General features: G+C 58.3%; 13 protein-coding genes and 1 pseudogene. 10 read left to right on the forward strand and 4 right to left on the reverse strand.

Annotation, left to right across the window (positions count from 1 at the left end; genetic code table 11):
- Window positions 1–92 precede the first annotated feature (92 nt).
- Window positions 93–1,619, forward strand: a complete 1,527-nt coding sequence (locus QMM04_RS01635; protein ID WP_282995517.1) for an FAD-dependent oxidoreductase — start codon at window positions 93–95, stop codon at window positions 1,617–1,619.
- Between the two features lie 73 nt (window positions 1,620–1,692).
- Here the strand turns inward: QMM04_RS01635 and proC are convergent, their stop codons facing one another.
- Window positions 1,693–2,505 (reverse strand): pyrroline-5-carboxylate reductase, encoded by an 813-nt coding sequence (proC, locus tag QMM04_RS01640; RefSeq protein WP_021507232.1) that lies wholly within the window; start codon window positions 2,503–2,505, stop codon window positions 1,693–1,695.
- Window positions 2,506–2,649: 144 nt separating this feature from the next.
- On the opposite strand from proC, the gene QMM04_RS01645 reads away from it, so the two are divergent.
- Window positions 2,650–3,093 carry a YaiI/YqxD family protein gene (locus QMM04_RS01645; RefSeq protein WP_010616571.1) on the forward strand — a complete coding sequence of 148 codons (444 nt, stop codon included), beginning with the start codon at window positions 2,650–2,652 and terminating at the stop codon, window positions 3,091–3,093.
- Here QMM04_RS01645 and QMM04_RS01650 read toward each other — a convergent pair whose 3' ends face one another.
- Window positions 3,094–3,780 (reverse strand): DUF2076 domain-containing protein, encoded by a 687-nt coding sequence (locus QMM04_RS01650; RefSeq protein ID WP_058775202.1) that lies wholly within the window; start codon window positions 3,778–3,780, stop codon window positions 3,094–3,096.
- 332 nt (window positions 3,781–4,112) lie between these two features.
- On the opposite strand from QMM04_RS01650, the gene aroL reads away from it, so the two are divergent.
- The 7 genes and pseudogenes from aroL to ppnP all read left to right on the forward strand — a co-directional run bounded on the left by aroL (window position 4,113) and on the right by ppnP (window position 9,744).
- The gene (aroL, locus tag QMM04_RS01655) at window positions 4,113–4,637 is read left to right on the forward strand and encodes a shikimate kinase AroL (protein WP_021507230.1); all 525 of its coding nucleotides are present in this window, start codon (window positions 4,113–4,115) and stop codon (window positions 4,635–4,637) included.
- Window positions 4,638–4,747: 110 nt separating this feature from the next.
- Complete coding sequence (locus QMM04_RS01660) at window positions 4,748–4,939, forward strand: YaiA family protein (RefSeq protein ID WP_021507229.1); 192 nt, start codon at window positions 4,748–4,750, stop codon at window positions 4,937–4,939.
- A gap of 288 nt (window positions 4,940–5,227) precedes the next feature.
- Window positions 5,228–5,986, forward strand: coding sequence for an IclR family transcriptional regulator (locus tag QMM04_RS01665; protein ID WP_058757986.1), 759 nt, complete (start codon window positions 5,228–5,230; stop codon window positions 5,984–5,986).
- Between the two features lie 182 nt (window positions 5,987–6,168).
- Window positions 6,169–7,728, forward strand: a complete 1,560-nt coding sequence (locus QMM04_RS01670; protein ID WP_282995518.1) for an OPT/YSL family transporter — start codon at window positions 6,169–6,171, stop codon at window positions 7,726–7,728.
- Between the two features lie 15 nt (window positions 7,729–7,743).
- Entirely contained in the window at window positions 7,744–8,676 is a 933-nt protein-coding gene (locus QMM04_RS01675) for a DUF1177 domain-containing protein (protein WP_021507226.1), read from the forward strand.
- 2 nt (window positions 8,677–8,678) lie between these two features.
- A pseudogene (locus QMM04_RS01680) lies at window positions 8,679–9,355 on the forward strand (AroM family protein).
- Window positions 9,356–9,459: 104 nt separating this feature from the next.
- Window positions 9,460–9,744 (forward strand): pyrimidine/purine nucleoside phosphorylase, encoded by a 285-nt coding sequence (gene ppnP / locus QMM04_RS01685; protein ID WP_010616577.1) that lies wholly within the window; start codon window positions 9,460–9,462, stop codon window positions 9,742–9,744.
- Window positions 9,745–9,908: 164 nt separating this feature from the next.
- Here ppnP and rdgC read toward each other — a convergent pair whose 3' ends face one another.
- Window positions 9,909–10,820 carry a recombination-associated protein RdgC gene (rdgC, locus tag QMM04_RS01690; protein WP_021507129.1) on the reverse strand — a complete coding sequence of 304 codons (912 nt, stop codon included), beginning with the start codon at window positions 10,818–10,820 and terminating at the stop codon, window positions 9,909–9,911.
- A 147-nt stretch (window positions 10,821–10,967) separates the two neighbouring features.
- Here rdgC and mak point away from each other — a divergent pair, with 147 nt between their 5' ends.
- On the forward strand, window positions 10,968–11,879 hold the full coding sequence (gene mak / locus QMM04_RS01695) for a fructokinase (RefSeq protein ID WP_058781197.1): 912 nt from the start codon (window positions 10,968–10,970) through the stop codon (window positions 11,877–11,879).
- Between the two features lie 60 nt (window positions 11,880–11,939).
- On the opposite strand, the gene QMM04_RS01700 is transcribed toward mak, so the two are convergent.
- Window positions 11,940–12,872, reverse strand: coding sequence for a LysR family transcriptional regulator (locus tag QMM04_RS01700; protein WP_282995519.1), 933 nt, complete (start codon window positions 12,870–12,872; stop codon window positions 11,940–11,942).
- Window positions 12,873–13,003: the final 131 nt, after the last annotated feature.

The raw sequence follows: 13,003 nt of genomic DNA on the forward strand, positions 1-13,003 counted from the left end.
TTTGTTTCTCCTGCTAAATCCTCACGCTTTGCCACACTTACTCTTTGTAAGGAATTGTCGTATCAGACGAACAACCCCGAAGGAGGCGAACCGTGAGCTATCAATCTGTCGTGGAACTCAAGGCGCTGGCGCAGCGTAAACCCACTAAAGTGACCGTCGGCGAAACGGATATGGTGCTGATTCGCGACGGCGAGCGCGTGCAGGCGCTGCAGGCAAAATGTCCGCACGCGGGCGCACCGCTGGAGCAGGGCGCAGTGTGCGGCGACAAACTGGTGTGTCCGTGGCATAAGGCGGTGTTTGAGCTGCGCGATGGCAAAATGTGCGAGCCGCTGGCGCTGGCCAATCTCAAACGCTATCCGGTGCGCATTGAACAGGGGCAGGTGCTGATCAATCCGCAGGCGATGTCGCCGGCCAGTGCGCCGGTAGCTCAGGGTGAAGCGCCGGTGTGCGTGATTCTCGGCTCTGGCGCGGCGGGCAGTGCTGCGATCTGGACGCTGCGCGATGAAGGCTTTAGCGGCCGTATTGTGCGTATCGAGCGTGAAAGCGACGCACCTTACGATCGCACCACGCTGAGTAAATTTGTCCCTTCCGGCAAGATGGCCATCGATGAGGTACCAAAGCTGCTGAAACAGGATGTGCTGGGCCCGGTGGTGTGGCTGCAGGGGGAGGTGGTGCAGCTGAAAGCGCAGGAGCAGACGCTGGTGCTGAAAGACGGGCAGCAGGTGAAGTTTGACCAGTTGCTGATCGCGACCGGCGGCGTGCCGCAGCCGCTTGATATCCCGGGCAAGGATCTGGATGGCGTGCACCTGCTGCGTTCACTGCGCCAGGCCGACACGCTGATTTCGCAGGTGGATGAGGCGCAGCAGCTGGTGATTATCGGCAACAGTTTTATCGGTATGGAAGTGGCCGGTGCGCTGCGTAACCGCGACATAGATGTCACGGTGGTGGCGCGTCATCCGCTGCCGTTTGCCAGCCAGTTCGGCGAAGAGATTGGCCGTCATTTTTATGAGCTGCACCGCAGCAACGGCGTGAAGTTTGTCGAGGGTGAACCGGAAGCGCTGACCGGTGAAGGCGCAGTGAGTGGCGTGCGGCTCAAAGGTGGCAAAACCGTGCCAGCCAGCCAGGTGCTGTTTGCCACCGGCATTGTGCCGGCCACCCATTTTATTCACGACCTGCCCTTACAGAAGGATGGCAGCCTGCTGGCCGACAGTCAGCTGCGGGTCAGTGAAAACATCTGGGTCGCGGGAGATATTGCCAGCTATCTCACGCCGCGTGGCGTGCAGCGCATTGAGCACTATCGCGTGGCGCATCAGCAGGGGCGCATTGCTGCGCTGAATATGCTGGGCAAACGCATCATGTACGATCGCGTCCCGTTCTTCTGGACTGCGCATTACGGCACCCGCTATGAGTATCTGGGGCATACAGAAGAGTGGGATGATTATCGCCTGCTGGGATCGCTGCAGGACAAACGCTTTATCGCTTTTTACTGCCAGCAGGGCATGATTGCGGCAGTGTGTTCAGCCGGCATGTATACGCTCACCGCCGCGCTGGTGCATGAGATGCAGCAGCCAATGACGCTGGAACAAGGCCTGGCGCTGTTTGAAGCGTATCAGGGTTAAGGTTCAAGTCCGCACCCAACAGTCCCCTCTCCCGCCTGCGGGAGAGGGTTAGGGTGAGGGGAAATCCGCACCATCACTGCTTACTCAGCGCCTCGGACTTCGCCATGCACTGCTGCATCGCGCCCATCACCGCAGCGCGGAAGCCTTTTTCTTCCAGCACCTTCACCGCTTCAATGGTGGTGCCGCCCGGTGAGCACACCATATCTTTCAGTTCGCCAGGATGTTTGCCGGTCTCCAGCACCATCTGGGCGGAACCTTTTACCGCCTGCGCCGCAAACTGATAAGCCTGCGCCCGCGGCATGCCGCCCAGCACGGCGGCATCAGCCATCGCTTCGATAAACATAAACACGTAAGCCGGTGCCGAGCCGCTGACACCCACCACGGCATGAATCAGATACTCGTTCACCACCGCCGCTTTGCCGAAGCTCTCAAAAATGGTCACCACCTCGTCCACTTCCTGCGGTTCCACCAGCACGTTCGGCGTAATAGAGGTCATGCCTTCATTGACCAGCGACGGCGTATTCGGCATCACGCGGATGATTTTACGATCGTGACCGAGCACCGCCGCCAGCGAATCCAGCGTCACACCTGCGGCAATCGACACCACCAGCGCATCTTTCTTCAGCTGGCCGGCCAGATCCTTGAGCACTTTGAGAATCACGTTGGGTTTCACCGCGCCAAACAGAATGTCCACTTCACGTGCCAGACTCTCGACGCTTTCCGCCGCCGTCACGCCATACTGCTGCGCCATCGCCTGGTTGGTGTCGGGTTTTCGATCGTGCACCCAGATATTGGCCGGGGCGATCTGCCCGCTGTTCACCAGGCCGCTGATGATGGCTTTCGCCATATTGCCGCAGCCGACAAACCCGATTTTCTTCTCCAGCATCGCTTTATCCTTTACGTGGTTCGGTTTTCTCAGTGGGTTAGCTTACGTCAGCGGCGGTGAATAACAAGTCGCGCACAAATAACATTTGCCATTCGCGGTCAGCGCGGCAAGATCGCAGGCATTGCCCGTTAATAAGGATTAAACATGTCGATTTGGGTGGATGCCGATGCGTGTCCCAATGTCATCAAAGAGGTGCTGTATCGCGCCGCTGAGCGCACCAAAGTCACCGTGACCTTCGTCGCTAACCAACCGCTGCGCGTACCGCCGTCGCCGTTTCTGAAAACGCTGCAGGTAGCTGCCGGCTTTGACGTGGCCGATAACGAGATTGTGAAACGCGTGCAGCCGGGCGAGCTGGTGATTACCGGCGATATTCCGCTGGCAGCAGAAGTGCTGGAGAAAGGGGCGGCAGCGCTAAATCCGCGCGGGGAGCGTTACAGCAGCGATACCATTCGCCAGCGTCTGACCATGCGCGATTTTATGGAAACGATGCGCGCCAGCGGCATTCAGAGCGGCGGCCCGTCGGCATTAAGCCCACGTGACCGCCAGCAGTTTGCCAACGAACTGGATAAATGGTTACGTCAGCGTTAATCAGACGAAGCTGTCGTCATCGTCAAAATCACCGCCGCTGCCGAAATCGTTAAAATCATTGTTATCGGCAAAGCTGTTGTTGTCCCAGCCTGAATTGTCATTCAGGAAGGCATTGTTGCTGTCATTGCCGTTGAAGGTGTCCAGATTATCATCCACCTGCGGCAGCGCCGGTTCGTTGATGATATTGACGATCTCTTCCGGCTGCGAATGGTGGAACAGGCTGGTGAGCATGTCCGCCATCACCACACCGCCGGCCACGCCGACAGCCGTTTGCAGTGCGCCACCCAGGAAACCGGTACCGCGCGCCGGTGCAGCATACTGCTGCTGAGGCGGTGCGGCATATTGTGGCTGTTGCGGTGCGCTGTTCCATGCCGGCTGTTGCGGCTGCGCCGGGCGTGAACCGCCGCCGAACAGGCTCGACAGGAAACCGCCGCTGCTTTGCTGCGGGGCCTGCTGCTGCGCCTGCGCCAGACGGCTCTCCAGCTCCGATACCTGCGCGTTGAGCTTTTTCATCGCCGCTTCCTGAATCAGGATCGCCTGCGCCATGTAGTAGGGCGCACCGGGCTGGCTCTGTAAATGCTGATTGATTAACTGTTCGGCACCGGCATCACGCGGGCCGCTCTGGCTTTCTGCCTGTTTCAGACGGCTGAACAGGCTTTCAATAAGTTGTTGTTCCTGGCTCTGCATGGTGAACCTCCGGTTAGGCATAGCGTGTTGTTCTTCAGGCGACCAACAGGACGTCCGTTGCCTGAACTATAAAGCGTATATGCGGGCTGCGTGACAGAAAGTAAATCAGCGGCCTGGTAAGCAAATGTTGCCCCGCGCTTACAAATCACCTGATGCACGAAATGCGCATCGTTTTTCCTTTTAAAATCATGAAAATGGCACTGGCTATCGCTGAAATACGCGTAATTCGTGCTTCGCGGCTGGCTGATAAAATAAAATCCAGGTATCATGCGACGCATTATTGACCTGATGACGTTGCCCGCGCGGCAGACTACGGCGGAGGATGAGCCCGGATGTCATTACCCATCTATCTGATCGGCGCACGCGGTTGCGGTAAAACCACCATTGGCCAGGCGTTGTCGCAAGCGCTGGGCTATGCCTTTCGTGACACCGACCACCACCTGCAGCTCACCACACAGCGCAGCGTGGCAGAGATTGTGGCGACGGAAGGCTGGGACAGCTTTCGCGCGCGTGAAAGTGAATCGCTGCGGGCGGTTACCGCGCCTGCCAGCGTAATCGCCACCGGCGGCGGCATGGTGCTGGCTGACGTCAATCGTCACTTCATGCGTGAGCATGGCCAGGTCATCTGGCTCAACGCACCCTCTGGCGTGCTGGCCGATCGGCTGGAGCGTCAGCCAGAAGCGGCACAGCGTCCGACCCTGACCGGCCGGCCCATCGCGGAAGAGATGGAAGATATCCTGCGCGAACGCGCGCAGCTCTATCGTCAGGCCGCGCACCATGAAGTCAATGCGATGCAGGCACCGGAGCAGGTGGTGGAACATATTCTGCAATCGCTGTCTCTCGCCCGCGCCAGCTAACTGCCTAAGAATTCTCCCTCTTTTTTACAGCGATCCTCGATTGTCTATACTCAATAGCAGGCAGAGGATCACCGCTGTCTGTGTGGAAACCTGACATAAGAGGGAAAACGATGCCAACCAGACCACCCTATCCGCGAGAAGCGCGCATTGTTGCCGTTGAAAAAGGGCAGGCGGGCAATACCGTCACCTGGTATGAATTACGGGCTGACCATCCACGTCCGGATACCTTAATTAGCGAACATAAATCGGAAGCGGAAGCGCAGGATGCCAAAGACCGCTATGAAGATGTGGAAAAAGAATAATCCCGGTGGGCAGGGATGCCCGCTTTAGCGTAATTACGTCCGGTCGCTAAATAGATTTTTTATTTTCCCTGATGCGCTAATTACGGCGATAAAAGCTGCCGTCTTTTCTGTTTAATCGCTCTCCTGCCTGATAACGTCTTTTTATTTTGCCTTTAGCCCTTATTTTCTGCTGCCTTAAATAGCCTGCGTTTTGTCCGGTGCAAAATTTGCGCTTGACCGATAAACCGTCGCGTTTTATTTTCGGGTTATCGATACAGGAACTCAGTTCCATATAGTGAAACCAGCGCCATGACCACACTCGAAAATGCCGCCGCCGTGCTTAAGCTGTTTCAGCGCTTTGGCGTGGCGCAGGGCCATCCCGGCCTGACCTTTACCGAGGTGGTGGAGGCGCTGGGGCTGCCGAAAAGTACCGTGTCGCGCCTGCTGGCGACCATGGAAAGCGAAGGTTTACTGGAGCGCGATCCCGACAGCCGCTGTTTTCAGATTGGCCGCGTGCTGTTGTCCGTTGCCGGGCATTATCTTTCGACACCGCTGATTGACAGCGCATCGGCGCCGATGGCGCGCCTGGCGGCCAGCAGCGGCTGCATGGGCTATATCTCGGTGCTGGACGGTGACGATGTGCTGGTGATGCGCATGTACCACGGTCGCTTCTTTACCCAGCTGGTGACGCCGCCTGGTACACGGGTGTCGGTTACCGGCACGTCGACCGGCCGCGTGCTGTTAGCGCAGCTGAGCGATGACGAGGTGCGCGCGCGCTTCAGCGATAACTGGCAAACCGCGTCGATCAATTCACCGCTGAATATCGATGCGCTGTGCAAAGAGCTGGCGCTGATTCGTCAGCAGGGCTGGGCACTGGCCCGCAATGAAACGCTGCCTGGCATTAGCTCGCTTGCCGTAGCGGTAACCAATAAACACCGCGGTGAAAGTGCCGCACTGTGTCTCTCATTTCTTTCGCAGGAAGCGGCCCCGGGTTATCCGGAAGCGCTGCTCAGCGAATTGCGCGCAACGGCTGCACTGATGGCCGAAAAATACGGCGCAGCGTCCTGAATAAAACAGGACAACCCTAATTTGATTTCAAGGCGTAATACTTCGCGCCACACCGGGGAAATAGCAGGTCTTCGGACCTGCTTATTTCAATAATCAGGGAACGATGAATAAAACGTTGAGGTTCCGCGTGTCGGGCACAATGTCATTGCGCGTTTTCTACAGGGTGAAAATACGGGGATAATATGCGTCTGGATAATCCAATAAAAAATATTGGCGTGGGTCTGATGCTGGTTCTGCTGTCAGTTGCAGGGGCCATCATTGGGGTACAGCTGATCACAACTATTGGGGTAACGCCCAATACTTCTATTATCGGCGCGCTATTTGCCATGCTGCTGGCGCGCATTCCACTGCAGTGGTTTCGCCGCTACCGTTCGGTTGAAGTGCAAAACCTTGCACAGACCGCTATCTCTTCCGCCACCTTCGGCGCTGCCAATAGCCTGCTGATGCCGATTGCCGTGCCGTGGGCGCTGGGTGAGCCGCAGCTGGTGCTGCCGCTGTTTGTCGGCGTCAGCGCGGCAATGCTGCTGGATGCGTGGCTGCTGTATCGTCTGTTCGACACGCGCGTGTTTCCGGCCAGCAATGCATGGCCACCGGGCGTGGCAGCGGCAGAAGCGATTAAAGCCGGTGATAAAGGCGGTCGCCAGGCATGGCTGCTGGTGGCTGGAATCGTGGGCGGCGTCGCGGGCTCAATGCTGAAAATCCCGATGTCCGCCTTTGGTACGGCATTCATTGGCAATATCTGGGCGCTGACCATGCTCGGCATCGGCTTCCTGCTGCGTGCCTATGCGCAACCGGTTGCCGGTATTGATATTAATGCGCTGTACATTCCGCACGGCGTAATGGTTGGAGCCGGTCTGGTGGCGCTGATTCAGGTGGTGCAGGTGATTCGCAGCCGCCGTCACGACAACCTCAACGTCAGCCGCAGCGACACCGAAGTTAAACGCGCGCTCGGCCTGGGGACCGTTGGCTATATCGTGATCTCGGCACTGCTGGCGCTGGGTGGCGGGCTGTGGAGCGAAATGGGCCTGCCGATGCTGCTGCTGTTTATTATCTACGCGGCCTTTGCCGCCTTTGTGCATGAGCTGATTGTTGGTATCGCCGCTATGCACTCGGGCTGGTTCCCGGCCTTCGCGGTGGCGCTGATCACCCTGATCCTCGGCATCCTGCTCGGCTTCCCGCCGCTGGCGTTGTGCCTGCTGTGCGGCTTCACCGCGGCCACCGGTCCGGCCTTCGCTGATATGGGCTATGACCTGAAGGCCGGCTTTATTCTGCGCGGCAACGGGGCCGATGTGCAGCAGGAGCTGTGGGGCCGCCGCATCCAGCTGATCGCCGCGATGATCGCTTTCGTCATCGCAATTCCGGTGGTGTGGTATGCGCATAACCTGTTCTTTGTCGACAACCTGCTGCCGCCGGTGGCGCGCGTTTACGCCAAAACCATTCAGGCCGGCGCGGAGCCGGGCATTGCCGGTAGCCTGCAGATGTGGGCGATTCCGGGGGCGATTATTCAGCTGATCGGCGGGCCTAAGCGCCAGCTCGGCGTGCTGTTAGCCACCGGTCTGTTAATCAACAACGCCGCCGCAGGCTGGGCGGTGCTGGTCGGGATTGCGTTACGTGTCCTGATCCTGCGCGTATGGGGCGAGCGTGGACGTTCACCGATGGAGGTGATGGCCGCTGGATTCATTGCGGGCGACGCGCTGTACAGCTTCTTCCACTCACTTTTTGCCAGTAGCAGTAAGAAATAATCCAGGGATTTAGCGATGAGTTTACAGCAGACACTACAGGTTTTTGAGTTACTCGACAGCGCCTACGTGGATGGCCAGCAGGTGGTCGATCTGTTCGCCGCCTATCCGGGCGTGCAAGCCAGCTTTAAGCGCGTCAGCGGGCCTAAAGGGCGCACCGATTTTGTGCGCATCGACATTCCGGGCGCCCAGGGCAAAAGCCGGGGCGGCAGCGCGCCGACGCTGGGGATCATTGGCCGTCTCGGCGGCATCGGTGCGCGCCCGACGCGCATCGGCATGGTGTCCGACGCCGACGGTGCGGTTGCTGCGGTGAGCAGCGCGCTGAAGCTGGCACAGATGCAGACCAAAGGCGACGTGCTGGCCGGCGACGTGATCGTAACCACGCATATTTGTCCGGATGCGCCGACCCGGCCGCACGAGCCGGTGGACTTCATGGATTCGCCGTGCGACGACATCACCATGAATGACAACGAAGTGGTTGCGGGCGTCGACGCGATTCTCTCTATCGATACCACTAAAGGAAACCGCATCCTCAACCATAAGGGCTATGCGCTGTCTCCCACGGTGAAAGAGGGCTACATCCTGCGCGTGTCGGAAGATCTGCTGCGCATTATGGAGATGACCAGCGGTCAGCCTGCGGTGACCTTCCCGATCACCACGCAGGACATCACCCCTTACGGCAACGGCGTGTATCATCTCAACAGCATCCTGCAACCGTCCACCGCCACTGATGTGCCAGTGGTGGGCGTCGCGATTTGTGCGCAATCCGTGGTGCCTGGCTGCGGCACCGGCGCCAGCCATGAAGTGGACATCGCGGCGACCGTGCGCTTTGCGGTGGAAGTGGCCAAAGAGTTTGGCCGTGAGACCTGCCAGTTTTATGACCCGCAGGAGTACGCGCTGCTGCTATCTTTGTATGGTAGCCTCAGCCACCTGCGCAGCCGGAAAGCCTGATGATGAAACCGTCGCTAGTAACCTTAACCATTGGCCAGTCACCGCGTAGCGATATTTTGCCGCTGCTGCAGGAGCATTTGCCCGCCGACGCCGTCGCGCATGCCGGTCTGCTGGATGGCCTGACGCTGGCTGAAGTGGAGCAGTTATACGCTCCCGCGCCGGGCGATAAAGTGCTGGTTTCGCGCATGAGCAGCGGCGAACAGGTACGGCTGGCGGCGGCACTGTCGAACAGGGACTGCAGCGTAAAATTACCGCGCTGGAGCAGCAGGGTTACGACACCATTCTGCTGCTGTGTACCGGTGAGTTCGGCGCGCTAAAAACCACGTCGGCGCTGCTGCTGGAGCCGGATCGCATCATTCCGCCGCTGGTCAGCGCCATCGTACAGGCGCACAAAATCGGCATCGTGGTGCCGGTTGAGGAGCAGATCGCTGAGCAGGCCAGCAAATGGCGTAACCTGCAAAGCACGCCCTGTTTTGCCGTCGCCAGTCCATACCTGGCGCAGCAGAGCGAACTGATGGAAGCCGGACTGACCCTGCAGGAGCAGGGCGCTGATGTGGTGGTGCTCGACTGTATCGGTTATCACCAGAAACACCGCGATTTCCTGCAGAACATGCTGGGCATTCCGGTGCTGCTGTCGAATGTGCTGGTGGCGAAACTGGCGGCTGAACTGATCGTCTGATCGAGGCCGATCACAACTTGCGACGGGCGGCGCTAATTCGCGTGACAGATCAGCGAGTTCCCTTGTAATCTGCCGGTAACCCTAATGTGCTGTGAGGAAGTAACATGCTCAACGTAAGTGAGTATTTCGACGGAAAAGTGAAATCCATTGGTTTCGACAGCGTCACCATTGGCCGGGCCAGCGTTGGCGTGATGGCGGAAGGCGAATACACCTTTGGTACCGGCCAGCCGGAAGAGATGACGGTAGTGAGCGGCGCGCTGAAAGTGCTGCTGCCGGGCGAAGCCGAGTGGAAATGGTACGAAGCCGGATCGGTATTTAACGTGCCGGGCCACAGCGAATTCCATCTGCAGGTGGCAGAGCCAACGTCTTACCTGTGCCGCTATCTTTAAGCGTTAAAGCAGCATCCATTATCAACCGGTAATGCCTGTGCGGCGTTACCGGTTTTTTTATGCGCCAGCATGGGGTGTGGCCTGCGGTCAGCATATTTGCAGGGGCGCCATTCATGGCGACCGTTAAACATACCCGTACTATCCTTCCAGCCGGCGATGCCCGCTTAACGCTGCGCTTCGCCGCCTAACGCTTCCACCAGATTGCTGATCAATGCCGCCAGCTCGCTGGTCATCAGAATGAAATCGGCATCAAAACGCTGGGCGAAATCATCGCGATCGATATCGTCATTCTGCTCGCGCAGCGTGTCGCTGAACTTCAGACGCTTCACCGACGCATCATCGGCGATCACCAGCTGAATACGCTCCTGCCAGTCGAGCGCCAGTTTGGTGACCACTTTACCGGCTTCGATGTGGGTGGCGATCTCGTCGGAAACCAGATCCTGCTTTTTACAGCGGATCACGCCGCCATCTTCCAGTATCGCCTTCAGCTCAGCCTCATCCATCAGGGTGAACCCCGCCGGCAATTCACCGGAGCGCACCCATTCGGTCAGCGTCAGCTCGATCGGATTTTCCAGCGTCAGCGGCACCACCGGTAGCGAGCCGAGGCTCTTACGCAGTAACGCCAGCGTATCTTCCGCTTTCTTCGCGCTGGCGCAGTCGACGATGATCAGATTATTGACGGTGTCGATCCACATAAAGGTCTGACTGAAACGGCTGAAGGCGCGCGGCAGCAGGCTGTGCAGCACTTCATCTTTCAGCGAATCCTTTTCGGTCTTTTTCAGCTTGCGGCTCTGTTCCGCTTCCAGCTTCTCAATTTTGGCTTCCAGCGCCTGCTTCACCACCGGCGACGGCAGAATTTTCTGCTCGGTGCGGGCGCAGATCACTATCTGACCGTTAATCACATGCGTCAGCGCTTCGCTGCGGTTGCCCATCGGCGAGACCCAGCCGGTTTTGGCCATGTCCTGGCTGCCGCACGGCGTGAAGGTGAAGGCGTCGAGCTGTTTTTCCAGATCGTCTGCGGACAGCGGGATGTCCCGATTCAGACGATAAACCATCATATTTTTAAACCACAACATCAGGATTCCTTACCGTGGGTGCGATCGGGCGCACAAGTCTAAAACAGTCAGCGCGCATGATAGCGAAACATCGGAGTGGTTTCATTGCCTTTCCCGATTCAGCCTTCTACTGTATCTGTCACCTGAACGAATAATGAGGAATAAATCGTGCGTATTGGTATTGATTTAGGCGGCACCAAGATTGAAGTGATTGCGCTGTCTGACCAGGGCGAGGAGCTGTTTCGCCACCGCGTGAATACCCCGCGTGACGACTACACCGCCACGGTGCAGGCGATTGTCGATTTAGTCCTGCTGGCGGAAGCGCAGACCGGGCAGCAGGGGACGGTCGGCATCGGCATTCCCGGCACGATTTCTCCTTATACCCAGCGGGTAAAAAATGCTAACTCGACGTGGCTCAACGGCCAGCCGCTGGACAAAGATTTGGCGCGTGCGCTGAATCGTGACGTGCGCATCGCCAACGACGCGAATTGCCTGGCAGTTTCCGAAGCGGTGGATGGCGCAGGCGCAGGCCAGCCGCTGGTGTTTGCGGTGATCATTGGCACCGGTTCCGGCGCAGGCGTGGCCATCAACGGTGAATCACGCATTGGCGGTAACGGTAACGCAGGCGAGTGGGGGCATAATCCGCTGCCGTGGATGGACGAAGACGAACTGCGCTATCGCGCGGAAGTGCCGTGCTACTGCGGGCTGCAGGGCTGTATTGAGACGTTTGTCTCCGGCACTGGCTTCGCCATTGATTATCAGCGTCTCAGCGGACAGGCGCTGAAGGGCGCGGAGATCATCCGGCTGATCGAACAGCAGGATCCGGTGGCCGAGCTGGCGATGAGCCGTTATGAAACGCGGCTGGCCAAATCGCTGGCGCAGGTGGTTAACCTGCTCGATCCGGATGTGATTGTGCTCGGCGGCGGCATGAGCAACAACGATCGGCTGTACCAGACGGTGCCGACGCTGATGAAGCAGTGGGTGTTTGGCCGCGAGTGCGAAACGCCGGTGCTGAAAGCGGTGCACGGTGACTCCAGCGGCGTGCGCGGTGCCGCCTGGCTGTGGCCGGTGAAAGGGTAGCATCACGGCGCTTTATGCGTGCTTAACCCCTCTTCCAGCGGAAGAGGGGGCCGAAGCGGGTCAGTGTTGGCTTAACTGACCGGCGTGACACACGATATCGTGCGCATGCAGCACGGCTGGCCGGTTTTCATTCAGTCTGATGGCGGCATAAATATCGATATGCAGTTTTTGCGCTTCATCGTCAGCCAGTGCGCGATAACACAATCCTTCCTGATGAAAGGTACATTTCGACTGCGGCATCAGGGCAAAGCCTTTTCCTCGGGCAATGTGTGTCAGCATAACCAGTGAATCATCGGGCTCTTTAACTCTTTTAAGCGGGGTGTGGAGCTGTGAAAACAAGCGTTCACATTTATCGTAGAATGACGGATTGGCGCTTCTGGCAAACCAGAACAGCGGTAAATCACCGATCGCTTCCAGCGAGACTTTTTCTTTCAGGCTGGCCGGATGTCTGGCCGGCATTGCTACCAGCAAAGGCTCACGACCGATCCACTGGTACTGCACGGTATCTTCGTGGCCGGTTGCCCTTTCGCCCGTCAGTACCAGGTCCAGGCGGTTTTTTGCCAGACACTGCAGCAACTGCGCAGACGTCAGATCGGGCGTTTCCACATCGTCGGCGGCGTCCAGTTTCAGCAGTTGCTGGCGAATGGGCGCAATCAGTGCAAAATTCAGCGTGCGGGTGAGGCCGATACGCAGGCGCTTTTCTGAAGAAAGCGAGCCAGGCTTGAGTTCATTCAGCGCCTGAAGGATCTTCTCCGCTTTGATTACCAGCGCCCGGCCAGCGTCCGTCAGACTGACGTCATGGGTGCTGCGGCTAAACAACGGCTGCTCCAGCACGGCCTCAAGGCGCTTAATCTGTCGGGTTAGCGGAGGCTGAGTCATTCTGAGCCGTTCGGCGGCCCGGCGAAAGTTCAGCTCGTGCGCAACCGCAAGAAAGCATTGAAGCTGTTTCACGCTGGGGAGATGGTTGCTGATCAGGTGCTCTGCCGTCGCCATAGAGTCCATCCGGGTAATCAAAGACGTTATTCTACCCCGCTAAAGATCAGCAGGATATGGGGTTAATCGGTCTGGACGCGCAGCAGGCTGGCGGCGCGACGTCAGAAAAAATAACCGGGCGTTACCCGGTT

The organism is Pantoea sp. Pa-EAmG, from assembly GCF_030024295.1.
Lineage (GTDB): Bacteria > Pseudomonadota > Gammaproteobacteria > Enterobacterales > Enterobacteriaceae > Pantoea > Pantoea dispersa.